The 24,522-nt window shown below is 58.0% G+C and carries 22 protein-coding genes; 4 read left to right on the forward strand and 18 right to left on the reverse strand.

All coding sequences use genetic code 11. The features are described 5' to 3' along the window. Positions 1 to 64: 64 nt before the first annotated feature. The 17 genes from P0R31_RS28060 to P0R31_RS28140 form a co-directional block, all read right to left on the reverse strand. Positions 65 to 259 carry a 4Fe-4S binding protein gene (locus P0R31_RS28060; RefSeq protein WP_128266460.1) on the reverse strand — a complete coding sequence of 65 codons (195 nt, stop codon included), beginning with the start codon at positions 257 to 259 and terminating at the stop codon, positions 65 to 67. 550 nt (positions 260 to 809) lie between these two features. Beyond that, entirely contained in the window at positions 810 to 1,922 is a 1,113-nt protein-coding gene (gene ald / locus P0R31_RS28065) for an alanine dehydrogenase (protein ID WP_275501600.1), read from the reverse strand. A 900-nt stretch (positions 1,923 to 2,822) separates the two neighbouring features. Then, positions 2,823 to 3,863, reverse strand: a complete 1,041-nt coding sequence (hypE, locus tag P0R31_RS28070) for a hydrogenase expression/formation protein HypE (RefSeq protein WP_275517619.1) — start codon at positions 3,861 to 3,863, stop codon at positions 2,823 to 2,825. Continuing rightward, complete coding sequence (hypD, locus tag P0R31_RS28075) at positions 3,860 to 5,002, reverse strand: hydrogenase formation protein HypD (protein ID WP_275517620.1); 1,143 nt, start codon at positions 5,000 to 5,002, stop codon at positions 3,860 to 3,862. Before hypD ends, hypE begins: the two co-directional genes overlap by 4 nt. After that, a complete protein-coding gene (locus P0R31_RS28080) occupies positions 4,999 to 5,187 on the reverse strand; it encodes a HypC/HybG/HupF family hydrogenase formation chaperone (protein WP_343299341.1) in 189 nt (62 codons plus the stop codon). The genes hypD and P0R31_RS28080 overlap by 4 nt, the downstream gene beginning before the upstream one ends. 49 nt (positions 5,188 to 5,236) lie before the next feature. Then, entirely contained in the window at positions 5,237 to 7,498 is a 2,262-nt protein-coding gene (gene hypF, locus P0R31_RS28085) for a carbamoyltransferase HypF (RefSeq protein ID WP_275517622.1), read from the reverse strand. After that, on the reverse strand, positions 7,495 to 8,454 hold the full coding sequence (gene hypB, locus P0R31_RS28090; RefSeq protein WP_275517623.1) for a hydrogenase nickel incorporation protein HypB: 960 nt from the start codon (positions 8,452 to 8,454) through the stop codon (positions 7,495 to 7,497). Before hypB ends, hypF begins: the two co-directional genes overlap by 4 nt. Continuing rightward, positions 8,454 to 8,795, reverse strand: a complete 342-nt coding sequence (hypA, locus tag P0R31_RS28095) for a hydrogenase maturation nickel metallochaperone HypA (RefSeq protein ID WP_275517625.1) — start codon at positions 8,793 to 8,795, stop codon at positions 8,454 to 8,456. The genes hypB and hypA overlap by 1 nt, the downstream gene beginning before the upstream one ends. Then, a complete protein-coding gene (locus P0R31_RS28100; protein ID WP_275517626.1) occupies positions 8,788 to 9,885 on the reverse strand; it encodes a nickel-dependent hydrogenase large subunit in 1,098 nt (365 codons plus the stop codon). The genes hypA and P0R31_RS28100 overlap by 8 nt, the downstream gene beginning before the upstream one ends. Then, on the reverse strand, positions 9,882 to 10,409 hold the full coding sequence (gene hybE / locus P0R31_RS28105; protein ID WP_275517628.1) for a [NiFe]-hydrogenase assembly chaperone HybE: 528 nt from the start codon (positions 10,407 to 10,409) through the stop codon (positions 9,882 to 9,884). Before hybE ends, P0R31_RS28100 begins: the two co-directional genes overlap by 4 nt. After that, the gene (locus P0R31_RS28110) at positions 10,399 to 10,614 is read right to left on the reverse strand and encodes a rubredoxin (protein WP_128266466.1); all 216 of its coding nucleotides are present in this window, start codon (positions 10,612 to 10,614) and stop codon (positions 10,399 to 10,401) included. Before P0R31_RS28110 ends, hybE begins: the two co-directional genes overlap by 11 nt. Beyond that, the gene (locus P0R31_RS28115) at positions 10,611 to 11,474 is read right to left on the reverse strand and encodes a hydrogenase expression/formation protein (protein ID WP_275517629.1); all 864 of its coding nucleotides are present in this window, start codon (positions 11,472 to 11,474) and stop codon (positions 10,611 to 10,613) included. The genes P0R31_RS28110 and P0R31_RS28115 overlap by 4 nt, the downstream gene beginning before the upstream one ends. Before the next feature lie 262 nt (positions 11,475 to 11,736). Further along, the gene (locus tag P0R31_RS28120) at positions 11,737 to 12,027 is read right to left on the reverse strand and encodes a HypC/HybG/HupF family hydrogenase formation chaperone (protein WP_275517630.1); all 291 of its coding nucleotides are present in this window, start codon (positions 12,025 to 12,027) and stop codon (positions 11,737 to 11,739) included. 36 nt (positions 12,028 to 12,063) lie between these two features. After that, positions 12,064 to 12,639, reverse strand: coding sequence for a HyaD/HybD family hydrogenase maturation endopeptidase (locus P0R31_RS28125; protein ID WP_275517631.1), 576 nt, complete (start codon positions 12,637 to 12,639; stop codon positions 12,064 to 12,066). A gap of 6 nt (positions 12,640 to 12,645) precedes the next feature. Next, complete coding sequence (gene cybH / locus P0R31_RS28130) at positions 12,646 to 13,374, reverse strand: Ni/Fe-hydrogenase, b-type cytochrome subunit (protein ID WP_275517632.1); 729 nt, start codon at positions 13,372 to 13,374, stop codon at positions 12,646 to 12,648. An 8-nt stretch (positions 13,375 to 13,382) separates the two neighbouring features. Continuing rightward, positions 13,383 to 15,173, reverse strand: coding sequence for a nickel-dependent hydrogenase large subunit (locus P0R31_RS28135; RefSeq protein ID WP_275517633.1), 1,791 nt, complete (start codon positions 15,171 to 15,173; stop codon positions 13,383 to 13,385). 7 nt (positions 15,174 to 15,180) lie between these two features. Then, the gene (locus tag P0R31_RS28140) at positions 15,181 to 16,290 is read right to left on the reverse strand and encodes a hydrogenase small subunit (RefSeq protein WP_275517646.1); all 1,110 of its coding nucleotides are present in this window, start codon (positions 16,288 to 16,290) and stop codon (positions 15,181 to 15,183) included. A 1,444-nt stretch (positions 16,291 to 17,734) separates the two neighbouring features. On the opposite strand from P0R31_RS28140, the gene dctA reads away from it, so the two are divergent. The 4 genes from dctA (at position 17,735) to P0R31_RS28160 (ending at position 23,540) form a co-directional block, all read left to right on the forward strand. Further along, complete coding sequence (gene dctA / locus P0R31_RS28145) at positions 17,735 to 19,057, forward strand: C4-dicarboxylate transporter DctA (RefSeq protein ID WP_275517634.1); 1,323 nt, start codon at positions 17,735 to 17,737, stop codon at positions 19,055 to 19,057. A gap of 677 nt (positions 19,058 to 19,734) precedes the next feature. Beyond that, entirely contained in the window at positions 19,735 to 22,404 is a 2,670-nt protein-coding gene (locus P0R31_RS28150) for a PAS domain S-box protein (protein WP_275517636.1), read from the forward strand. Between the two features lie 56 nt (positions 22,405 to 22,460). After that, entirely contained in the window at positions 22,461 to 23,078 is a 618-nt protein-coding gene (locus tag P0R31_RS28155) for a response regulator transcription factor (RefSeq protein WP_275517648.1), read from the forward strand. A 99-nt stretch (positions 23,079 to 23,177) separates the two neighbouring features. Continuing rightward, positions 23,178 to 23,540, forward strand: a complete 363-nt coding sequence (locus P0R31_RS28160; RefSeq protein ID WP_430516870.1) for a response regulator transcription factor — start codon at positions 23,178 to 23,180, stop codon at positions 23,538 to 23,540. An 868-nt stretch (positions 23,541 to 24,408) separates the two neighbouring features. On the opposite strand, the gene P0R31_RS28165 is transcribed toward P0R31_RS28160, so the two are convergent. After that, on the reverse strand, positions 24,409 to 24,522 hold a 114-nt coding region (locus P0R31_RS28165), incomplete at its 5' end, for an ATP-binding protein (protein WP_275517649.1).

A 24,522-nucleotide genomic window follows, 5' to 3' on the forward strand; every position in this document is an offset into this window, starting at 1 on the left:
CTAAAGTGGCCGGGGATGGCGCCTCAACCCTACCATGTGCTGCGGCCCCCCACATCGGCTGCCTCTATGCCGGCACGCAGGTGTCGGGCACCGGGCACACAACGGCGCATTGTGGCGTCTCGAAATGCCCCTTACATCGGGTGCACTTCGTCGGATTGATCACATACACGTCGTTCTTCAGGCTGATTGCGGCGTTAGGACATTCGAACTCACATGCGCCGCAGACGGTGCACTGGGACGCGATTATCTTGTAAGTCATCACTGCAATTCCGTCAGCAGGAGTGCGGGACAGCTTCTTAGCTTCAAGTGTCGTGCCAAACTACCGAGGCTTGGTTTATCTTGATTATTTTGCGTCGAATGTCACCGGTTCGACAGTGTGTCGCAAGCCCGACGGTTGGCATCACACATCTTCATGTCAGTGCCGCACTTTTCTCACCTGCGCCTGTGCGGAGTGAGTCAACCAGACTAGGCACATACTGAAGAGATTGCATGGCGCCAAGGTCTTGGTTTTCGTGCGGCTCTTCGAGGATGTGCTTCGCCGCGATCGCTTTGTCGTTTTGACGGTGCCAATCTCAAAACCGCCGACCAGGAACAGCTCTTAAGCCAGTCGTTAACAAAAGAAGATCCTTTAGAAACGAACAGTACTGGAGATTGCTCGCGCAGAGACTGGTACCGCTACACATGAAAAGGCGCTATGCAGAAATGGATCAATACAAAATCCTACTCAGTAGATTGATGATAAAAAAAATGGGCCACTCCGAACGAAGTGGCCCAAGTCAGGGAGGAAACGCCCGTACGGGCCTCTGGGATCAGGCCGCAGCCTGTTCGATCGGTGAGAAGGGCAGACCGAGACTCTCGGCGACGGCCCTATAAGTCAGCCGGCCTCGATGGACGTTCAGGCCCGCGCGAAGGTGCGGGTTTTCGAGGACGGCCGAAAAACCCTTATTGGCTAGAGCCAAACCAAATGGCAGGGTGGCGTTATTCAATGCCTGGCTTGAGGTGAGCGGGACAGCCCCGGGCATATTGGCCACACAGTAATGAATGACGCCGTCCACTTTGTAAGTTGGGTCGGCGTGGGTCGTCGCGTGAGATGTCTCAAAGCATCCGCCCTGATCAATCGCGACATCGACGATCACCGCACCGTCGCGCATTGAGCTCAACACGCCGCGGCTGACCAGTTTTGGGGCGCTCGCTCCGGGAACTAGCACGGCACCGATGACCACGTCGGCCGCCAGGACCTCATCCTCCACCGAGTCAATCGTTGAGAATCTGGTTCGAACCCGCCCGCCGAATAGCTCGTCAAGCTCGCGCAGCCGAGGGATCGATCGGTCAATAACCGTGACCTCGGCACCCAAACCGACAGCCATGCGCGCCGCATGGGTACCAACTACGCCGCCGCCAATCACGACGATACGAGCCGGTTGCACACCGGGCACACCACCTATCAAGAGCCCACGCCCGCCTGAATACCGCTTTAGGGCGCTACCTGCCGCTTCGATCGCAAGCCTGCCCGCGACCTCGCTCATCGGCGCCAGCAGCGGCAGACCGCCATGCGCGTCGGTCACGGTCTCATAGGCGATTGCGGTGCACCCAGAGTTCAGCAGGCCCTTGGCCTGCTCCGGGTCCGGCGCCAGATGCAGATAGGTGAAGAGGATCTGATTCTCACGCAGTTGCGTCCATTCGGACGGTTGGGGCTCCTTCACCTTTACGATCATCTCGCTCGATGCAAATATCTCGCGCGCGGAATCCAGAATCGTTGCGCCAGCCTTGCGATAATCGTTGTCGGTTGCGCCGATGCCGGCGCCGGCATCAGTCTCCACCACCACATTATGACCGGCAGCCACATATTCGCGCACAGCCCCAGGGGTTAGGCCCACACGATATTCGTGTGCCTTGATTTCCTTGGGAACACCGACCTTCATTTGCATTCTCCCTGCCTGTAGCGCCCCTTTCTAATCGGAAGAGCTCTGCGATATTGCGAAGCGAACACGCAAATCGCGCCGAAATTCAGCGATCTTTGGTCTGGGTGCGCAGGATTCCAAACACGTACCGACGCATCCCAAAAGCCTACAAAAGTGCGATTTGGCGCGCGGATCAGCCCCCGGACATGAAGCGAATAGAGCGTCAAGCGGCCGTCATTGGGACTGGGAGGACACCATAGGGTTTATCGGAATGATCTTTAGCTTTTTGATCTCCGTGCCAACGTCCTGTCCCGCCTCCGGACATCCCTTGATCTCGGGGTGGCCGGCCTATGGACGTCCTTGCCATTTTGATCTGTTAAGAATTCGATTAGCCCCTCACGATCATGCACGGCAACTAGCAAAGACTTATTGGTATCCTGTCGAGCCCCGATGATGCTGATGCGTCCACAGTGAGGCCATGGCGATTACTGCGAACTCGCGGCGCAGCAAGGTGATGAGGTCGGTCAAACATGGGATAGTGTCTTGTTTATCGGCAGAGCCCGCTCGCCTGCCACCCTTCAAGACGCCCCGTTCGAACGAGGCATTGATCTGTGCGCCTGTCATTCAGCTGATCGCTATATCTGCTTTCCTTCGCACATTCCGTTCGCCTGGAGTGACAATCGAAGGAAGCTTTGTCTCCTCGCGACCGATGCTGAATAGGTCGCTCTGGGCAAAACCGGTCAGATCTCGGCATATTGTGCGATGCCTCAGCTGACTATTTGAATTGCTCGAGAGACAAGTTGAGCTCCGCACGGTCGCCAAGTCCGGTTCGACTGGCCGGCGCCAATGCAGATGGGCAAGATTAAGGTTTGTCTCGCCCAATTGGACTGAGTACATCCAAGCAGGGTCGCGCTGGCATGATCAGCAGATTCTGGGTAGTTGCTCCCCCGACAGCCAATCGGCAATTCTTACACCGCCAACGCTGGTCGCAATCTGAACGAAGTGATGATCGTCAGCTATGGCCTCGCCGATATCAGCCGCATCACACCCGAGCCGGTGAGCCTTCATGGCTGCAAGCACGGCATCGGCCATATCAGGCGCCACAATTGCAACGAGCTTCCCCTCGTTGGCGAGGTGGAGCGGATCAAGCCCGAGGAGTTCGCAGGCGGCGGCGACCTCAGGCTTGACCGGAATGGCATTCTCCTGCAGCCGGAACCCAAGGCCGGACTGATGCGCAATCTCATTGAGCGTGGCGGCAAGACCACCGCGCGTGGGATCGCGCATCACTCGAATGCCGCCGCCGCCGGCCCCAACCATAACGGCGACGAGATCATGGAGCGCTGCGGAATCTGAGATGATCTGGGTCTGGAATGCGAGGTTCTGACGTCTTGACATGATCGCCACGCCATGCTCGCCGAGGCTGCCGGAGACCAGCACCCGGTCGCCGGCCCTTGCCTTCTCGGCCGAGAGATCCAGCCCATCGGCCAAAAACCCGACCCCGGTCGTTGAAATAAACAGGCCATCCGCTTTGCCGCGTTCGACCACCTTGGTATCACCCGTGATGATGTAAACGCCGGCGCCCCGGGCCGCCTCCCCCATCGAATCCGCGATTGACTTCAGATCGAGGAGGCGAAAGCCCTCCTCAATGATAAAGCTCGCCGAAAGATATTGCGGCCGTGCGCCAGCCATCGCGACATCATTGATTGTGCCGTGCACCGCGAGCGAGCCGATATTGCCGCCAGGAAAGAATAGCGGAGAAACAACATATGCGTCGGTTGACATTACCATCCTGCCTGTGCCGACATTGAAAGCCGACTGATCATTGCGGCGGGCGAGCCATTTATTGCCAAACGCCTGATGGAACAGACCGGAGATAAGCTGCTCCATGTCGCGCCCCCCGGAACCGTGGGACAGGTCGACGCACCCGTTCTCGAGATCAAGCTTGGGCTGATTAACTCTCATGACGCTCGCATCACCTGATAAGCGCGATGCCGGCCATACTTCCAATATGCGGCACACGCGCCTTCCGACGAGACCATACAGGATCCTATGGGAGTTCTCGGCGTGCACACGTTTCCGAAAAGTCTGCAGTCGACAGGCCTCCTCGCGCCGCGCAGAATGGCCCCGCAATCGCAAGCCGGATTGTCTGCGACGCGCAGCTCGTGAATGGCGAAACGCGCCTCAGCATCGAATTGGGCATAAGCCTTCTTCAACTTGAGTCCGCTGTTGGGTACGAGCCCGAGCCCGTGCCATTCAAATTGGTCACGCAGTTCGAAAATGTCCGACACCTCCTCCCTGGCGCGTTGATTGCCAGCACGCTTCACCGCGCGGCTGTATTGGTTCTCGACCTCATATCGGCCATCGTTCACCTGCCGCACCAGCATCAGGATAGCCTGCATTAGATCGAGCGGTTCAAATCCCGCGATGACGATCGGCTTGCCGAATTCTTCTGCCAGACACTCGTAAGGCTGCGTACCTATGATTGTGCTGACATGCGCAGGCCCGATGAAGCCGCCGATTTCGGGCAGCCCGGCATTGCGCATATCAGGACTGCCGAGAATGCTGTGCATCGCCGGTGGAGTCAGTACGTGGTTGCAGAACACGCTGAGACCCTTCAGCCGCTTTTTTTCGGCTATTCGGATCATTACCGCCGTCGCAGGCGTGGTGGTCTCAAATCCAATGGCAAAGAAGACGACCTCGCGATTAGGCGCCTGCTCAGCGCTCCTGATTGCATCGAGCGTCGAGTAAACCATCCGGATGTCAGCGCCCAGGGCCTTGGCCCGCAACAAGGATTGTCCTTGTGAGCCGGGCACGCGCATCAGGTCGCCGTAAATACACAGAGTAACTTCCGGTCGTTCGGCGAGCCCGATTGCCATGTCGATTCGGCTGGCGGGGAGAACGCAAACAGGGCAGCCCGGCCCGTGGATCATGCGGACATTCGCAGGCAGCAGATCTTCAAGTCCATAGCGGAAGATCGCATGCGTGTGTCCGCCGCAAAATTCCATAAACCGGTATGTTTTCTGGGGATTAGCCTGGGCAGCAATTGCACGCGCGAGCCCCTGGGCGATGGTCCTGTCACGAAATTCTTCGGCATATTTCATGAGTTGGTCTCCAGCCCGGCTCTGCCTAGCTCCTGCAGGAGCTTCAGCGTGCGCCTGGCTTCGGCCGCGTCGATTTTGGCAAGGGCGAAGCCGACGTGGACGAGGACGTAGTCCCCCGGGGCGAGATCCTGTACGAGCGCGATCGATATCTCGATCCTGACGCCGTCGACAGAAACGATTGCCATGTCATTTGGAAGAATTCTTGCGACCTCAGCCGGTACTGAGAGACACATATCAGGCTGTTCCTCTCAGGCCTGACGATCTTTCGGCGATCTGCAGAGCGGCGAGCCAGGCTTGTCCGAGGCTCAAACCACCGTCATTGGGTGGTACCTCGCGAGACAGCAGCGGAGCAAGACCAGCTGCCATGCAACCGCGCTGGATTTCATCCGCCAGCACCATGTTCTGAAAACAGCCACCGCTCAGAACGACAGTAGAGACACCGGTCGTTCGCGCAGCGCGCGTGACCCAATCAACGCAGCCAGCGGCAAACGTGCCATGAAACAGCCCCGCTCCCTCGTTCACGTCAATCTCGTCTGCGATCAAGGCCACAAACAGCGGCCCAAACGATAGCACGCCGTCATCGATCAACCAGCCGTCTTCGAGTACCGCCGTCCCCCGCACACAGGCTTCGAGCTTCATCGCGGCTTCGCCCTCATAGGTCTGCAAAGTCGCAATTCCCAGCAGCGCCGCCGCTGCGTCGAACAGCCGGCCTGCGCTGGTGGTGTTGGCACCGCCCGCCTGATCGAGCAGTGACGGCAGAGGTTTGGCCTGTGGCTGCGCTGCAAAGCGACCTCGGATGTCGTGTCCCCGCCCCAGCCAGTGGAGTATTGCGCTCGCCATGCGCCAGGGCTCGCGAGCGGCACGATCTCCACCAGGCATTTTTAGCGGCGCAAGATGCCCGATGCGTTGAAACCTGATCCCTTCGCATAACAAGAGCTCGCCGCCCCAATTGCCGCCGTCGGAGCCATAGCCATGGCCGTCGAGCACCAGAGCGAGCGTAGGTCGCTCAAGGCGATGCTCTGCGATGACGGCGGCAGCATGCGCATGGTGATGCTGGACAGCGATCCGCGCGCGGCCGGTTGCTTCCGCAAAGCAGGTAGATGCCATATCGGGATGCAAATCATGGGCAACAACAACAGGCTCCACGTCGAGGGTTGACGTGAGGTGCCGGATAGTCTCCTCGAAGAAGCGGATGCCTTCGACCGTGTCGAGGTCACCAATATGTTGCGAGATGAAAGCTTCATCTCCCCGTGTCAGTGTGATGGTCGATTTCAGCGCACCACCGACGGCGAGCACGGGCGGCACCGATCGCGCGAGCCGAACCGGTTCGGGAACATAGCCGCGGGCGCGGCGAATGAATTGACGCCGTCCCGCAACCACCGACACAACGGAATCATCGGCCCGCGTCAGGATATTACGATCATGCGTCACAATAAGATCGGCGATGCGCCCCAGTCGCTGCAGAGCCTCTGCGTTGTCGATCGGGAGCGGTTCGCCGCTAAAATTGGCGCTGGTACACACGATGACCCAACCCTTATGCTCACGAGATGCACCTAGTGAACGAAGCACATGAAAAATGAGGTGATGCAGCGGGGCTCCAGGCAGCATGACGCCGACGCGCGACAAACCAGGGGCCAATGCGGGGGCTAGCCTATTGCGCGACCGCAGGAGAACGATCGGACAGGCTACAGACTCAAGGAGCGCGAGCTCCGTGGCATCCGCCTCTGCAATCTCGCTAACCTGGTCCAAGGAACCAACCATCACGGCAAACGGCTTCTGGTCGCGCTGCTTTTTCTGACGCAAACGATGGACAGCATCATGGTTACGAGCGTCACAAAGCAGCTGGTATCCTCCAATTCCCTTGATCGCGACGATTTCGCCGCCGGCGATCGCCGCGCCGATAGCATTGATCCCATGACTGAGCCGAGGGCCGCACGTCGGGCACGCGATCGATTCCGCCCGAAATCTGCGGCTCGCCGGACTTGAATATTCAGCCGAGCAATCGGGACACATCACAAAGGCCTTCATCGCGGTGTTACGACGATCATACGGAAGCTGTTCGGTGATTGTGTAGCGCGGTCCGCAATGGGAGCAGTTGATGAAGGCATAGAGGTAACGGCGGTTTTTCGAGTCGAACAACTCGCCGAGACATTCCTGGCAGGTTGCAGCATCAGCGGCGATCCGGCTCGACAGCTTGCCTCCTTCGCTGGTGCGGATCGAAAAGCCTTTGGTCGCAAGCGCATCGATCGCTTGAACGGAGATGTGGTCGATGCGCGCCAACGGAGGCTTTTCGAGCGGCAAAGCGGTCAAAAATTCGGACGTACGGTTGCCCTCGACCTCAATGATGACTCCGCTTGCATCGTTGGCGACGAACCCTCCCAAGCCATAGCGGCTAGCGAGACCATAGACATAGGGACGAAAGCCGACCCCCTGCACGGTCCCGCTGAGTCGCAGACGCAGTCGTATTCCCTCGCAGGTGATGGCGTCTACCCTCATCCCGTTGTGTCCTCGACGAGATGTCTCCGATGCGCAGGCTGTTTCTGCAGCCAGCCGTAGAGCGCGCCAAAGCCCTCGCCGGTTCGCGCCGAAACGGGCAGCACTTCGATGTTTGGGCTGACCCGTGTCACAAATTCGATCGTGCGATTCAAATCGAAGTCCACCATCGGTGCTAGATCAATCTTGTTGATCAGCATGAGAGAAGATGCGGCAAATATGTCCGGATATTTGAGCGGCTTGTCTTCACCCTCGGTGGTCGAGAACACCACGATTTTGCAAGCCTCTCCAAGATCGAATGCCGCGGGACAAACCAGATTTCCGACATTCTCTATGAAGAGAATACCGCCATTGAGTGGCGGCAAGAGACGATAAGCTTGGCCGACCATCGCAGCATCCAAATGGCAGCCCTTGCCGGTATTGATTTGAACTGCGGGCACGCCGGTTGCGCGGATGCGTTCGGCATCGTTCGAGGTCTGCTGATCACCCTCGATAACCCCAACCGGGATCTTCCGCTTCAGCTCGGAAAGGGCGCGAACGAGCAGCGAGGTTTTGCCCGCGCCAGGACTGGAAAGAAGATTGTACACGACCAAGTCATCGGCAACGAAGCGCGCGCGGTTTTCGGCGGCGATCCGATTGTTCTTGCTCAGAATATCGCGGCCAACCTGAATGATCCGATCGCTGCTCATGCCCACAACTCTCAAGCCGGCCGGGTCGGTGCCGCAATCCACAAGCGCTTCTCCGCCATGAGCTTGCTGATGACCAACATCATGATGATGATCATGGCCGTAGTCAGTGGGGAGCGGACATCGCATTTCTAGGCCGCCGCACACATGATCATGGTGGTGATTATGATGATCACGCGCATCTTCACAGCGATGGTCCTTGGCTCGCGCATTTTGCACGTCGGCGCAATTAGTGGAGGGAACTCCTCCGCCGCAGCCGCATACGGTACACATCAATCGATCTCCAGCTCTTTCAGGCGCATCTTTTCGCCTGCCGTCACCTGCAGCTTATAGCTGCCGCAGCAGGGGCACGGCGCATACCGTTGCGCAATCTCAACACTCCTCGAACAGGCCATGCACCAGGCGACGCCAGGTAATTCGACGATTTCGAGAACCGCGCCATCGGCAATCGTGCGCACGGCAACAACCGGAAAGCAGAACTTCATCGCTTCGGCATCGACATGGCTCAACGCTCCGATCTCCACACACACGGTCCTTACCTTCGAGAACGATCGCCGACGCGCCTCTTCCTCAACGATCTCCATGATGCCTTCACAAAGCGCCATTTCATGCATGTCCGGATTCAACAATTTTTTGCGTGAAGGCGACGCAAGGATCGAATGATGCAATCATGGCGCGAACCGCACCCTCTTGATGTTGTCTCGCTCTCAGCACCGCACCCTGCAGGCTCCTGGCAAGCGGCCCTCGCTTGTGAAAATTCCACTCGGTCGGCGCAAGATATTCGAATCGCGCTATCTGCCCGTACCGATCGAGCTCAACCGCGTGATAGAGACGTCCCCTGGCACATTCGACCCCAGCCGCACCACAGCCCCGCCCTAGGCTGTAGCTTTTGACGATCCCTTCCTCGGCTGTCTCGGGATGCGCACCAGCCTTGAGCCAAGTAAACAGTTGGACGATTTCGGCAATCCTCGCCTTCAGTCGCTCGGCCGGACCCGACCGGCCAAGCGAGAGCCGATCACGCAGCATTTGGCGCGCCCAGGGACCAGTCTCAGGAATACGGCCCTCCAAGTCGGGGCAATTGCCAGATCTCGCATCTCGGCCGAGCAGCCGTTCAATGATTTCGCAGTCGTCAGCAGCGGACAGGAACGACTGCTGCGTCAACTTTGGCTCCAATACGCCCCCCTCGAGTGCTGCCATCCGAAGCGCGAGTGCGCTACCGGGCATCAATGTGCCATCGTCGTCCGATATCCTGAGTCCAGCCAGCGCAGCCGCAACCCGCGCTGTTACTGCGCATCGATCCGGCCCACTCTGGTACCCTTCTCGACCGACCAGCACCGAGTTGTCTTTTATAAGGGCGCGGATAGCCGCGGAACCGCTGATGTCCAGCGCGAGATGCTCGATAATCAGACCTCGTATCAACTCCGTCAGCCGCTCGACCACGACTTGCGTGGTACAATGCGCCCTCGTCATAGTGCTGACTTCCTGGCCGCGCGCCGCCTCGATCGCGGAAAGGAATGCCACCCGGTGCGCTGCCGCACACAACGGGAAGAGTCGCGGCAGCACGTCGAGCAATGAAACGGCCGGTTTGCCGGCGAACAGCCGCCCCACCGGCGGCTTGACCCGCGGCAGGATCCCGACCGCGGCAACTGTGTCGCCAACAAGGGATACGGTGATGTCGATCCGGTTGCACACGGCGGGCCTCATGTACCCCGCTCCGCCAGTGCACCGCGTAAAAAGTGCCTGCGGTCGATCAAACCGAAGCGTGGTGCGTTGGACGAGTGTGACGCTGCGACCGAAGACATAAGTACAGCGAGTGCCGCTTCGGCGATGGCTCGGGTAGATGCCATGTCGTCGAACCCCAACATCGGCGAGAACAGGGAGGCACTTGCAATCGGTCCCACGGGTGCCACTTCAGCAGGCGAGAATTCAAGCGTGCCACATGGAAATCGCAAGCGCAGACTCGATCCCGGTCCTGTCGACGATTGCGCAGCTGCGGGTGGCGCAGATATGACCACGTTCATGAACCATGGCCTGACCATCACTCCGACGATCCCACCTTCATGCCCGCGAAAGCCGATCGCTTCGACGCTCAAGGCCTTGTTGAAGAATGGAAGTTCGCGCATGATGCGATCGGAGATACCGCGATATCCCTCCGCGAGCTTCTCGTCCCATGCCGATGCATCGGTGCGATCGCTCCTGCGCGGATACCGTTCGCGGTCAGGCGTCATCTTCAATCGACATGAACTTAGATTTGGGTGCGTCGCAATTTGGACATCGCCAATCTTCGGACAATGCGGCAAAAGGCGTTCCGGCAGCAATCCGCGCCGTCTCGTCGCCGTCAGCCGGATCGTAGACGATCCAGCAGATGCTGCACTCCATGCGGGCGCCATCTGCGAGATTCTGTCGGATACCAAAATTTTCGAGCTTCGTCATTTGAAGTATGCCTCCATAATCTCCCTTAGGCGTTCGGCGGAGTCCTCGAGATCCTCGTCGGCTGCTAAGACGGCCGTCGGCACGTCGCCGATCTCCAGCGTGTCCAGGATGATGCTATCGATGGAATTAAAGAACTGCACCGACCAGACGTTCCGGACGCTCGTCGTCTGCACTCGACAACTGCCGTAATCGCGTGAGATGAGCTGGACCGGCCCGCTGCCGAGGCTTTGTTGCAGAAAGGCCAGGTCGACGGAGTTCATCGGCAGCAGCGTGAAGTTGATGATGTGCGTGCTCATGCCAGGCCGCCAGGCCAGCGCCCGTCCGCAAGCTTCCGCGAGCACCGGCAGCACGTTCATCGCGCCATCCGGCACCACGTCGATCATCAGATCGGTTGACGTCAGATCGGTTGCGGCGCGCCGCACGATCTCCGGGATCGCACCAATCTCAACGTACTCGCGTGCCGCCTGGCCTTCGAAGCCCACGTGCCAGATTCCGGCAAACACCGATTCCTGGAGTTGCGCCGCAGCGCCATCCGGCAGCGCTACGATGCCGGCGACCTCTCCCTTCCCAAGCACGTCGGCGACCAGATCGCGCTCAAGTTCATTGAGATGCCCGAGCCTAAACAATTGCGCTCGAACACAGCTCTTCTGGCGTGAAACGGCAGCGGCTACGTTTGATAACAGCGCGATGGCATTCGGGCATTTCCTTGCGAGTTTCCCACCATCAAGTGAAGCGAGCATAGGCAGTGCACCTGCGGCTGACCGGCCATTAGGGATCTTGTCGACATTTCCCGCGTCGACAGGAACGAAGCTGAACGGCTGCGCGTCGCGTTTTGGCGCGATCCATACACCTGCCTTCACGACGCCAGCCCTCGTTGGGTCCGCTGAGGAACGATTTACACGATCAGCCGCAGCCAATCGCGCTTCTGTAGTCCAAGCCTCGGATAGAGCGAGCCGCGTCAGATTATTCGTTCCCGGCTGCTCGTTCATAAACCGCCTTTCTGATGGTCTCTGGTTGTGCTGCACGGGGTGTTAGCAAGCGACGTGCCAATGATGCTTGTTCGCGATTTCCTTCCTGCCTGGATCAGCAGTGCCAAACGCTCCCAATAACGCAAGCGGCCGGCTAGCGCAGGTGCTTGGGAAGTTGAGGCTCGTGATCAATCAAGTCCGCAAAAAAGCGATCGTAGTCTTCGCCGTTTAGGATCGCATGAAGAGCGTCAAGCGCCTGTGCGATCAGCCGCGCTTCGTCGTCATCCAAGAGCCGCACCGCAGTGTCGATACACACAAGCACCTTGGAGCCAACTGAAGGCTCGGACAGCAGTATGACCGAGACGCGCCGCTGCTGATTACTATACTCGCACAGCGCGGACCTACCGTCGGTCTCAATAATCGTCATTGGGAGGCCAAGGCACACGTTGTACTCCGCGTCCCGTTAGACCGACCCGCGCCTTCATCTCTCATAGTTTTCATAGTTGATATCATTTGCAAGCAGACGTTCCGTTTCAGGCAGCGGCACGGTCCGCATTTTTGCCGGTGAACCCCACTGCGCCAGCAGTTCGCAAGCCAGTTCGATCGCAGGCGCAATCTGGGCGCGCACTGGACGGGTCAGCGGCCCACCCCAACTTTCCAGGTCCAGCGGTTGACAGCCGATCAGAGCGAGCTCTCGTGGACAACGGCCAAGCAGGTCTGCCGCACTTAAGACCTCCTGAAAGCCGGTCTGATGCAGGCTCAACTTCTTTGCGGCGGTGAATTTCGGCACCTCGTTGCCTTGCACGAGCTTCAACCTTCCCGGTGGGAGGCCATAGTCGATGGCATCGAACACGATCAGGCAGTCGGCTAACTGCAGAAAACTGACGAGGTAGAGCCCTAGCGTGCCGCCATCGAGTACGGATACATTTTGGGGAACGATGTAGCCGCGGTGGAACGTCTCCACTACTCGCACACCGAACCCCTCATCAGCCCACAGGATGTTGCCGATGCCAAGCACCAGGATCGATCTCGTCTTCTTAGAACTCGGTGTCGCCATCCTTGATCAATCGCGCAAATCGCGCTCACCCGAAATTATGGCGGAGATGCTCCGGCGCGACATGATGTCTTCGCGAATTGCCGCATAGACGTGGATAAGCACAAATGTCACGATCACCCATAGGCCAAGATGGTGCAATGTATGGACGTCCTGACTGTTCGGCAGGACCCCAAAAATCCAGCCGAACAGCCCAAATTGCCAGCTTTCCTGGCCAGAGCCCTGTGCATAAAGTGCGAAGCCGGTGACGATCATGAACGCGGTCGTCAGCGTGAACATGGAAAACATCATGAGCTGAGCTGCGGGATTGTGACCCGCACATTTATCCGACCTGACCGCAAGGAGGGCGTACCAGCGAATCGTCTGCCACAGCTCATCCCAAAAGCACCTGCGCCAGATCGGCACGTAGAAGATCTGCTTGGCATGGGGATTTCCCATCATGGCGCAATAGATGCGCAGCAGGAAGCCGACGGCGAGTACATAACCCGCCGAGAAATGAGCAAAGCGAATATAGCCGAAGAAGAAGTTGTCGCTTGCCTCTCCTGGCATGGTCGGTACCGCGGTTCCGATGAAGCAGCCAGTTATGGCCAGCACCATAATGGCTGCCGCATTGACCCAATGCCACACCCGCACCGGCATTTCATAGACGTAGACGACGTCACGATCAGCGCTGCGATCTTTCCCTGCCACGCCGACGGAACTAAGGACATTCAGGACTTGCGCGGTCTTGCCCGACATGAAGCCTCCTAGCGGACTGTGACTGAGGCCAGTTCTTGGCCGTCGGGACTCATGACGTGGGTCGAGCACGCCAGGCACGGATCGAAGGAATGGATCGTACGCAGAATCTCCAGCGGCTTTCCGGGATCGGCCATTGGCGTGCCAATCAGAGAGGCTTCAAATGCGCCGATATTGCCCTTGGGATCGCGGGGCGAGCCATTCCACGTCGTGGGCACGACACATTGGTAGTTGTCGATCTTGCGGTCCTTGATCTTGATCCAGTGCCCGAGCGCGCCGCGCGGCGCCTCGGTGAAGCCGTAACCCTTGGCCTCCATCGGCCAGCTTTCCGGGTTCCACTTGCTGACATCGGCAGTCGCGGTGTCACCCGCCTTGATGTGGGCCACCAGCTTGTCCTGGAAATGGCGCATCTGATGTGCTGCCCACTGGCATTCAAGCGCGCGCGCTGCGGTGCGGCCGAGCGTAGAGAACAGCGCAGTCACCGGAAGCTTGAGTGCCTTGAGCAGTCTCTCAGCCGGTTCCTTGAACTCCGCTTTGTCCTGCGCATAACCTATAATGTACCGCGCCAGCGGTCCTACTTCGACGGCATTGCCGCGCCAGCGCGGCGCCTTGATCCAGGAATACTTGCCGCCTTCATCGAGCTCCTTGATATCGGTCCTGGTACCCTTGAAGTTAGCGCCAAGCTCAAAATTCGGCTCGGTGATGCCGTCCCACGGATGCAGTCCTCTGAACTCATCAGGATATTTGTACCAGGAGTGCGCGACGAATTCTTGGATCTGGTCGGGATCTCCATGGTCGACTGGCAAGACCTCCCTGAGATTGCCGTTCAGGATGACGCCGCGCGGCACCCTGAGACTTTTCGTGGAATAGTCGTTGGCATTCTCGGGGACATCGCCGTAGGACATCACGCTCCTGCCTGACAGCCCGCACCCATACAGCCAGCCTCTGTAGAACGAGCCGATCAGTTCGATGTCCGGTAGATAAACCTGCTCCACGAACTCGATCGAACGGTCGATGATTGACGACACCAAATTGAGCCGCTCCATATTGATGGCACCTATCGCACCATTGCCATCAACATTGATCGCGCAAGGCACGCCGCCGACCAGCCAGTTCGGATGCGGATTCTTGCCCCCATAGACGGCATGGATCTTCACGATCTCTTTCTGGAAGTCGAGCGCTTCCGAATAGTGCGTCACCGCCATCAGGTTCGCTTCGGGCGAAAGTTTATAGGCCGGATGTCCCCAATAGGCGTTCTTGAAAGGGCCGAGCTGCCCTGAGTCGAAGAACTTGGTAAGCCTGATCTGCAAATCCTTGAAATAGCCCGGCGATGACCGCGGCCAAGGCGAGACCGACTGCGCCAGCCTCGAGGTCGCCTTTGGATCGGCCTTCAGCGCTGAGAACACATCAACCCAATCCAGCGCGTGCAAGTGGTAGAAATGGACGAGGTGATCATGCACCTGCAAACAAAGCTGCATGATATTGCGGATCGAATTGGCATTCTCCGGGATCGTAATGCCGAGCGCATTCTCAACAGCGCGCACGGAGGTGAGCGCATGGGTGCCGGTGCAAACACCGCAAATCCGCTCCGTGAACGCCCAGGCATCGCGCGGATCGCGTCCGCGCAGGATGGTTTCGATGCCACGCCACATCGTTCCACTCGAGACGGCGTTGCAGATCACGTTGTCCGCGTCGAGATTGACTTCGACGCGAAGGTGGCCTTCAATCCGGGTCAGCGGATCAACGACAATGCGCTTGCCAGAATTATCGGTTGTGAATCCATTGGGTGTCTGGACGCGCATCGTTGTTCTAGCTCTGAACTTTCGATCGTTTCTCCTGAACGACGCCCTCCCGTTTGCGGGTCAGCCGCTTCGCGGCCGTGACCGCCGCATGCGCAGCAACGGCTAGGCCAACTGCGCCGGCAGCGGCCCTGCCGATCTGATCGGCGTTTGCCTCGATGCCGAATTGCTTTATGGTCGTGAGCCGGTCGTAAAACGAACCCTTGTCCCAGAAGCCATCTTCAGAGCAACCAAAGCAGCCATGGCCGGATTGGATCGGGAAGGACACGCCTCCATTCCAACGAACGGCTGAGCAGGCGTTATAGGTGGTCGGCCCCTTGCAGCCCATTTTGTAGAGACAATAGCCCTTGCGTGCAGATTCATCGTCCCACTCCTCCACAAATTGACCAGCGTCGAAATGAGAACGACGATAGCACTTGTCGTGGATGCGCTGCGAATAGAACATCTTTGGTCGTCCCTGGCGGTCGAGCTCGGGAAGTTTTCCGAAGGTGGTGATAAAGGTCACAATGGCGGTCATGACCTCGGCGATGGGCGGGCAGCCAGGCACCTTGATGATCGGCTTGTTTGTAATCACCTTGTCAATCGGCATCGCCTGAGTTGGGTTGGGCCTCGCCGCCTGCACGCAGCCCCAGGACGCACAAGAGCCCCAAGCGATGATCGTCATGGAATCTTCCGCCATCGATCGCAGCTTTTCGACGAACGGCTTGCCGCCATCAATACAGAACATGCCGTCTTCATTTAGCGGTGGATTGCCTTCGATGGCGAGGACATAGCGGTCTTTGTATTTGGCGCGGGTCTCTGTGAGGATAGCTTCGGCTTGATGTCCTGCTGCCGCCATGATGGTGTCGTCATAATCGAGCGAAATCATCGAGAGCACCGCGTCTTTGACCAAGGGGTGGGCCGAGCGGATAAAGCTTTCCGAACAACAAGTGCATTCGAGTCCGTGCATCCAGATCACGGGCACACGAGGCTTGGTCTCGAGCGCGATGGCAATATCGTTTGCCGCCAGCGGGCTCAGTCCGAGACTGGCTGCCGTTAGACTGCAGAACTTAAGGAAGTTGCGACGCGTAATACCCTGGCGTCTGATCACGCTGTAAAACGTTTCAGTAGCCTCGCCCATGATCCCTTCCATGTTATCGCCGTGACGAATTACTGACGTGCGAGCAAAAAGTAGGCCAAGCACATGTGGGCTGTGATCGCGGTCGCGACGAAGACCTAAAGAGGGGACAGATACCAAGCCGCCGCTTCACGAACTGCGGCTACTAAAATTGCCGAGAGACCGCATATCGGACAGACAGCTGGAGGTCTGGGCGGCCGAAAGAGCCCCGCGCAGGATAAAATGGAAGCTAAAGAGCGCTTATTGCTAGCTTACAAACATAGAGATTTGTCGGGTCGTGCGATTGCAGCAGTGTACCCTTACAGAGAGGAATCGGCGCTCCGGTAACTGTGCAACCGTGCCACTCATGTCCGATTTAGACCCTGATGTGGCGAAACCCACCAGGCACCGCAATCCGACGGGGCAGAGACATATCCCAGTACTCCGAGCCTTCTAGGGTCAAAGCTCTGACAGATCTTCGTTATCGGACCTTGCTTAGGCTCGAGCCCACTGGTCGATTGGTCTGCTCGGATGGACCTGGCCTCAAGTCAAAGCGTGTTGCTCTAGGACTTAGTGTATAATGTAGAGATGAATCGGCGCCGGCAGACGCGCTCGACTTCGTTGAGCAGGAAGCGGTCAGCAGATCCGCTTCCTTTTTGCGGGTGAGAAGCCGAGAAGAAGGGATGTGCTCCTCAGATCCTGCGCATCGCGCTCCTAGCGCAGCCTTCTCAGCTCTGCTCTTGCCTGATCAGCGACCTTCCTCGTCCGCATAAGTTCGGGACTTCTTGTCGGGCAATGTGATGCCCTTGCCGGGATCCGGATTGACCACCGCGCCTTTCCGCACGCTATCGCATCATACGCTTGCGCGCGTGCGTGCTTCCATAACCTGGATGCTTAACATTCAAACAATGGATTTTACCAATGTTAGGGAATGTTGCATCGACCACCAGCACCTAACCGGGTACCGACCCAGCCATCGGGTGCCGCCCGGCGCCACTCCTCGAGGACGCCGCCGCGTTTGCATCGAAATGCTTGATGGGCACCAAAAAGATCAGCTCGGAGGAAATCATTGCCACGATCGCAAAGCAAGCTCCGGACGACCGCCGATTAGCGACCGCCATTGCCCCCTTCAGTTGCTGGAGAACTCTCGCACCAGGAGCACTGCTGCGCGTGGGGGCTTAGCATGCATTCGCCATTTGCGGGACGAATGCGGTCCTGCCATTGAGTATCATGAGGGAGCCGGTTCATCATCCGACCGGTGGAACGTCCGCAGCGTCTGCGCGCGGTGCGCGTTTTGCTTGGCGACAGAAGATACACAGAATCGAGCGCCTGCCTTTTAGAATCACGCTGCCGGATGTCGGGCTCTCGACAAACAGCGTCTTCAATCGGACAGGGCGATAACAACAGACTCGTTGATGCGAGGCCTCTCACGGGACGTCGCAGTCTTCGAGTTCTTCGGGAGGAACGCATGACCACAATCGCAACTGCGGCGCCTGCGGGGGCCTCGAGCCGTTGGTATAAGCTTCTCTACGTTCAGGTGCTGATCGCCATCCTGATTGGCGTCTTAGTCGGGTGGTTATGGCCGTCGCTCGCGACCAACGATTGGATCAAGGCGCTGGGTGACGGCTTCATCAAGCTGATAAAGATGGTGATCGCGCCGATCATCTTTTGTACCGTGGTATCCGGGATCGCGCATATTCAGGATGCAAAGAAGGTCGGGCGCGTCGGCGTCAAGGCGCTGGCCTATTTCGAAATCGTCTCCACCTCTGCCTTGGTGCTCGGCCTGGTGGTAGGCAACCTGTTTCAAATCGGCCGTGGGCTCGCCGTCAAGCCCGACGCGTTGGCGGTCGCCCATTATGTCAAGCAGGCGGAAGCCTCGAAAGCCGTCGACTTCATCCTTAATGTCATTCCTGACAGCGTGGTCGGCGCCCTCGCCCGCGGCGACGTCCTGCAGGTGCTCCTGTTCGCGATCCTTTTCGGCTTTTCGCTGATGGCGATGGGCAAGCGCGGAGAGAGGTTGCGCGGCATGATCGACGACTCAGCGCACGCGCTTTTCGGGTTGATCGCCATTATTATGAAGGCGGCCCCAGTCGGCGCGTTCGGTGCCATGGCGTTTACGATCGGAAAGTTCGGACCAGCTGCGCTCGGTAACCTGATCGGTCTGGTCGCTCTATTCTACGCAACTGCAGCGCTGTTCGTCGTGCTCGTACTCGGTCTGATCGCGCGCTTCATCGGCTTTTCTATCTTCAAGTTCATCACTTATATAAAGGATGAACTTCTGATTGTGCTTGGCACCTCGTCCTCGGAAAGCGCGCTACCGCAATTGATGGAGAAGCTCGAGCGTCTAGGTTGCTCCAAGTCTGTGGTGGGCCTCGTAGTGCCGACCGGCTACTCCTTCAATCTCGACGGCACCAATATTTATATGACTCTGGCGACTTTGTTCATTGCGCAGGCGTTGGGCGTCGATCTCACTTTCAGCCAGCAACTGACGATTCTATTCGTGGCAATACTGACTTCGAAGGGCGCAAGCGGCGTTACTGGCGCGGGCTTCATTACCCTCGCTGCCACGCTGTCGGTGGTCAACCCGGCGCTGGTGCCGGGCATGGCAATCGTGTTCTCGATCGACAAATTCATGAGTGAGGTGCGAGCGCTTACCAACATCGTGGGCAATGGCATCGCCGCCGTGTTCGTGTCCTGGTGGGAAGGCGAACTGGAGCACACCACGCTGCATGCGCGCCTAAACAGGGATAGCGATCCAGACGATGTGCAGCCGAGGAGCAAGGCCCAGTAGAGCGATGCTATATTCTAGAACGCTCGGGGTCACGCCCAACCGAGTTGTGACTTTTGATTGTTCAATTCGGCAGCAGGCGACGTGAATGCCGCCGTTGCTCGGCGGCCTCTTGGTCGCGCGCACGACTGTATCGAGCCGGACGGGCCCGATCGGCACGATTGAATAGACAGAACGTAAGCGGCAAAGAAGGCTCGGTCCGATATCTCTGGTACGCTGAGCTGCGATCGAAATCAGCTTTCGCGGGACGTGTTGCGCGGATGATCTTCGCTAAGGGCGCACGGGAGATCAAATAGCAGGACCGACGCCCATCTCATACTCCGCATCTGACGCGAGGGAGCTTCTCGTCCAGGCAACCGCAAAAGACGTATTGCAACGCGATCGTGCTTGACTGATAGCCGGCTGGACTCCATGCTCCCGGCAGCTTGGGAGCAATTCGGCAACCGTGCTTCCGATGCCGTAAGAGCGCGAGATTAGGACCGATCCAAACGTCCCGCTACCGTAAGGTATAAAAGAATTATACGAACGTTTGGGGTGCACCGTCCTTCGACCCGTGCTGTCTTGCGCGCCGAATATCGAGCTCGGAGCCGCTCATGAGCGTAGCTGGGCCGTAGGTAATTGCCGCTTTTTGCCCAGGATGTTAACCTCTCCGCCTTAAGAAGGCCGGACGAATTACACACATGAGTAACCAGCCCATTAACTTTCGACGTTCAGCCACGCAGTTTGTTTTAGGTACGATAACAATCGCAGCGCTGACGCTGACTTCGTTGTACCCGCATGCACATCTTGCCACGGCTGCGTTTGCCTATTTGGCGGTAGCATTGCTGTTTTCGCTCATGGGCAGTTTCATTGCCTCCGGCGCGCTTTCCATGGTTTGTGTCGCGGCATTAGCTTACTTCTTTGCGCCGCCAATTTTCAATCTCCGTATCGATGATCCCCAAGCTGTTTCAGTGGTTGTCGCTTTCCTCACGACCTCAATTGTCGGAACGCACCTGATTCAAACATTGCGCCAACAAAGGGACGCTGCGCTAGACACTGTAGCCAAGCTCCGGCAAAGCGCGGCTGATTTGCGCGATCGGGAGAAATGGGGGCGCGTAATTTTTGAGCATAATCCGGTCATGTACTTCATGGTCGATGAAGCCGGAACGGTTCTCAACGTCAATACTTTCGGTGCCACACAACTCGGTTATGCGCCCCACGAGCTGATCGACCGATCCGTTCTAAACATCTTTCTCAAAGACGACCGTGAGTTTTTTCGCAAATGCGTTGTGACGTGCCTTGAGAATATCGGCCAATCGCACACCTGGGAGGTCCAGAAAATCAGGAAGGACGGATCGGCAATGTGGGTGCGTGAAAACGCGAAAGGCCTGCGATGGGCTGATGACAAGCCCGTCATTCTCATTGCCTGCGAAGATATCAGCGAGCGAAAGCGGACCGAGCTTGCGCTGCAGCGAAGCGAGGCCCATTTGGCTCAGGCGCAGGAACTGAGCCACACCGGCAGCTTCGGCTGGGATGTCGCCACTGAGGAGCCCTTTTGGTCAAAAGAGACTTTTCGTATTTTCGGGTACGATCCGCAGACTAAACCGTCACCGCAACTCGTCCTTGACCGGACCCATCCAGAAGATAGGGCTTGCGTTCAGGACGTTATCGATGGAGCAAGGCAACGCAAAGAGAATTTCGAGCACGAGTACCGGCTGCTCATGCCGGACGGCTCGGTGAAGTACATCCGCGCGCGGGCACGAGCGACGAAAACTGCGTCTGGCGGCACCGAGTTTGTCGGAGCATCGACGGATATCACGTCCGCCAAGCAAGCCGAACAGCAGCTGCGCCGTAGTGAGGCCTATCTGGCCGAAGCACAGCATCTCAGTCACACCGGCAGTTGGTCCTGGGATCTCTACAAGCGCGAGTTCGTGTATCGCTCTGCCGAAGTTGATCGTCTCTTTGGCTTTGATCCGAAAGAAGGTGCATCGATAGATGCTATCCTATCGCGCATCCATCCGGACGACGTGCCTCGGCTTCGGAAAGTTACGCATCAGGCGATGAAAGACAACGGAGGCAATTACGAATACGACTTCCGAATAGTTCTTCCCGGGGGCACCATAAGGCGCATACATACCGTCGCGCATGCCGTGGTCGGCAGCGACGGCAGGGTCAGCGAACTAATCGGAACGCATATGGACGTCACCGCGCAACACGAAGCCAGGGAAAGGTTGGAAAACACTCTTGTTGCCCTGCGCGAAAGCGAGCAGCGCTTTCGCGACTACGCCGAAACGGCTTCTGACTGGCTATGGGAGACCGGGGCAGATCATAGCGTCACCCACTTGTCGGACCACACGAGCTATGGGGGCATTCTGGCCGGAGAGCTCATGGGCCAGCCTCGTTGGAAAATTGCGTCCGACGTAGAAGCAGAGCCCGAGAAGTGGCGCCAGCATCGCGCCGCACTTGACGCGCATCTCCCATTTCGCGATTTGGTCTACACCGTCGACCGGTTCGGAACCCCGATCTACATCCGAGCCAGTGGCAAGCCATTTTTCGATGCAAGCGGGAATTTTCTTGGCTACCGTGGCGTCAGCACTGATATCACTGCCTCCATTCGCGCAGAGCAGGCAGAACGGGAGCTGCGGAAGGCTCACGCCGAGCTTGCGCATGTTACGCGCGTCACAGCGCTTGGGGAACTAACGACCTCTATCGCCCACGAAGTAAATCAACCGCTTGCCGCCATCATCAGCAATGCCGACGCGTGCCTCGGTTGGTTAGGTCGCGAAGCTCCAGATCTTTCCGAAGCAGGCCGCTCGGTCGAGTGGATCATTGAAGACGCCATTCGGGCAAGTGAGGTTATCCGCCGGGTCCGAGCACTTGCGAAAAAGAGCGAAATCGAAATGGTACCGCTCGATATCAATGAGGTCGTTAAGGAGGCCATCGCACTGGTGACACGTGAACTGGCCAATCACCAAGTAACATTGCGGACCGAGCTAACGCCCGCTGTTCCCCCTATACTTGGCGATCGGGTTCAACTGCAACAAGTGATCATCAATCTGGTAATGAACGGGATCGAGGCCATGCAACCCGTCAAGGACCGAGTCCGTGAGCTGGTCATTGAGTCATGCATGGACGATATGGGACGTGTGCAGATTGCCGTGACTGATTGCGGGATCGGAATCGCAGACGACGACATAGACCGCGTCTTGGACCCCTTCTTCACTACCAAATCGAGCGGCCTTGGCATGGGTCTTTCAATCTGCCGTTCAATCTTGGAAGCTCACGGGGCGCGGCTTTCGATTGTTCGCAAGCAGGAGCCTGGCGCCACTTTTCAGTTTGCCCTACCATTGCATAAGGAGGTCGTCTCGTGACCGCACGCTTTGAGGCACCGCGCGAAGACAGTAAGATCGAGGCGGCGGCAGGACCAATGGTCTTCATCGTTGAGGACGATGTCTCGATGCGCCGCTCGCTCACAAACCTTTTCAAACAGGTGGGGCTGAACGCCGTCACGTTCGGATCGGCTCGTGAGATGCTGCAGAGCAAGCTTCCGGACGTTGTTAGCTGCCTGGTTCTTGACGTCCGGCTGCCAGGGGTGAGCGGCCTAGATTTCCAGAGCGAGCTCGCCAAGTTGAACATCAAAATTCCAGTTATTTTTATTACAGGCCATGGTGACATTCCGATGAGCGTCAGAGCCATGAAAGGTGGGGCGGTTGATTTCCTGACCAAGCCTTTTCGCGATCAAGAGCTGCTTGATGCTGTACTTGCTGCAGCCGAACAAGATCGCAAGAGGCGCTCCGCCGAGCAGATAGTCACGCATCTGCGGTCCTTATTCGAAGCGCTAAGCCCACGAGAGCAGGAGGTGATGAAATTGGTCGCTACCGGCCTGATGAACAAACAAATAGCCGCCGAGCTCGGGCTGGCCGAGATTACCGTCAAGATCTATCGGGGACACGTGATGAAGAAGATGCGTGCACGTTCGCTCGCCGAGTTGATTACAATGGCTGCGACACTGGGATTTCGTGCGAACCGCACCGAGCAAACCTAAGTATGATTTTACAATCTCGCCCGTGAAGCCCAATTTCGTCTCGGTAGGCTAATGCTTCGGCAAGCGCCTTCCCTGGTCAGGAGGGCTCGTCTTGTGCCTTTGATTTCCGTCGTTGACGACGACGCGTCGGTGCGTGCCGCAATTGAAAACCTGTTGAAGTCACGAGCTTACACCGTTCACCCATGTGCGTCTGCCGAGGAGTTCTTGCGCTCACCCGAGTTGACCCAGACATCCTGCGTGATTACGGACGTGCAGATGCCAGTCATGAACGGCCTGGAACTGCTGGCAGAGACGCGAGCCCGGGGCTACGATGCGCCGTTCATCTTCATTACTGCCTTTCCTGATGACCGCATTCGCACCCTAGCTTCGAGCGCCGGAGCGATTGGGTTCCTGGCTAAGCCTTTCGCCGGACGCACGCTGATCAAGTGCCTCAATACCGCCCTGACGGAACACCGGTGGTAGCGCTGGTCTGACAGAATCGCGTTCGAGCCGGGCCCCACGCGCCTCTTGGCCAATTCGCAATCAGCCCTACGCATCTGGGTGTATGGAGCTGGGCCGATAGCGCCGGCCAAAGTGGGATATTGCCAGGCCTTCGTAATGAAGACCGCGAGTTCCTAGAAAGATTGCTTTCCCGCTGTAGGGGCAGCACGAACGAAGGCTCCAATTCCACACTCCACGTCGTCTTCAACGCTTAGAAAGCCGCTCGCGCCTCACCCACGACAGAGGCCCTTGTCGCTTCTGTCACAAGATTCATTCTTCAACCCATGGTCGATGCGGTATCGCCACCCGCGACTGGACTGATGCGCTCACTGCTCATCTCGGCGATCTGCACCGCAGCAGCCCTCGAGTTCCATTCAATCAATGAAATACCAATCCTGCGTCAGTAGGATTTGAAGGGCGGTCCAGCGCTGCACTCAGCTCCAGGCGTTCCATTTAGTATGCACGTAGCGACCTAGGTGGATAAGCTTTTGCTGACCTGATGAACGCCGGTCGGCGGCCAACGTCGGGCACACTGTACGCCACCCTAGGTGAACTGTGCACCAATATGGCTCGAAGACGAGCAGGTATAGTTCCAAACTGCGGATTCCGACGAAGTCGCCCAGGCGTACCGATATGAAGTCGCCCGTGGATTCCGAGACGATGTCGCCCACCTTTCCGATTTGATCTCGCCCAGCGGCGAGGCGTTCTGGCCGGCTGGTTCTCTGGCATCGGTCAAGCCGCGCGGTCAATCTGGAATCGCGACTTCAACCTTTTTTCTTCTTCTGCGGTTGCTGTGGGCATGTGGGCAACGCGATTGCGTTGTCCAAGCGCAGCGGCATGTCCACAGCGCTCAGGTCTTTCGGGCGGATTGCCGGGTTCGGCGCAGGCTCTCACCGGTGAGGTCGAGCCGATGGGCATTGTGGACGAGGCGATCGAGCACGGCGTCGGCATAGGTGGGATCTCC

Source organism: Bradyrhizobium yuanmingense (genome assembly GCF_029167105.1).
GTDB lineage: Bacteria > Pseudomonadota > Alphaproteobacteria > Rhizobiales > Xanthobacteraceae > Bradyrhizobium > Bradyrhizobium yuanmingense_A.

Excerpts from the sequence above, each read along its gene's own strand:
- P0R31_RS28110 (WP_128266466.1), bottom strand. The coding sequence starts at position 10,614 with ATGACGAAGCTCGAAAATTTTGGTATCCGACAGAATCTCGCAGATGGC.
- hypE (WP_275517619.1), bottom strand. The coding sequence starts at position 3,863 with ATGAGAGTTAATCAGCCCAAGCTTGATCTCGAGAACGGGTGCGTCGAC.
- hypF (WP_275517622.1), bottom strand. The coding sequence starts at position 7,498 with ATGAGGGTAGACGCCATCACCTGCGAGGGAATACGACTGCGTCTGCGA.
- hypB (WP_275517623.1), bottom strand. The coding sequence starts at position 8,454 with ATGTGTACCGTATGCGGCTGCGGCGGAGGAGTTCCCTCCACTAATTGC.
- P0R31_RS28060 (WP_128266460.1), bottom strand. The coding sequence starts at position 259 with ATGACTTACAAGATAATCGCGTCCCAGTGCACCGTCTGCGGCGCATGT.
- P0R31_RS28125 (WP_275517631.1), bottom strand. The coding sequence starts at position 12,639 with ATGGCGACACCGAGTTCTAAGAAGACGAGATCGATCCTGGTGCTTGGC.
- hypD (WP_275517620.1), bottom strand. The coding sequence starts at position 5,002 with ATGAAATATGCCGAAGAATTTCGTGACAGGACCATCGCCCAGGGGCTC.
- cybH (WP_275517632.1), bottom strand. The coding sequence starts at position 13,374 with ATGTCGGGCAAGACCGCGCAAGTCCTGAATGTCCTTAGTTCCGTCGGC.
- P0R31_RS28080 (WP_343299341.1), bottom strand. The coding sequence starts at position 5,187 with ATGGCAATCGTTTCTGTCGACGGCGTCAGGATCGAGATATCGATCGCG.
- P0R31_RS28140 (WP_275517646.1), bottom strand. The coding sequence starts at position 16,290 with ATGGGCGAGGCTACTGAAACGTTTTACAGCGTGATCAGACGCCAGGGT.
- hypA (WP_275517625.1), bottom strand. The coding sequence starts at position 8,795 with ATGCATGAAATGGCGCTTTGTGAAGGCATCATGGAGATCGTTGAGGAA.
- P0R31_RS28100 (WP_275517626.1), bottom strand. The coding sequence starts at position 9,885 with ATGAGGCCCGCCGTGTGCAACCGGATCGACATCACCGTATCCCTTGTT.
- hybE (WP_275517628.1), bottom strand. The coding sequence starts at position 10,409 with ATGACGCCTGACCGCGAACGGTATCCGCGCAGGAGCGATCGCACCGAT.
- dctA (WP_275517634.1), top strand. The coding sequence starts at position 17,735 with ATGACCACAATCGCAACTGCGGCGCCTGCGGGGGCCTCGAGCCGTTGG.
- P0R31_RS28155 (WP_275517648.1), top strand. The coding sequence starts at position 22,461 with ATGGTCTTCATCGTTGAGGACGATGTCTCGATGCGCCGCTCGCTCACA.
- ald (WP_275501600.1), bottom strand. The coding sequence starts at position 1,922 with ATGAAGGTCGGTGTTCCCAAGGAAATCAAGGCACACGAATATCGTGTG.
- P0R31_RS28135 (WP_275517633.1), bottom strand. The coding sequence starts at position 15,173 with ATGCGCGTCCAGACACCCAATGGATTCACAACCGATAATTCTGGCAAG.
- P0R31_RS28150 (WP_275517636.1), top strand. The coding sequence starts at position 19,735 with ATGAGTAACCAGCCCATTAACTTTCGACGTTCAGCCACGCAGTTTGTT.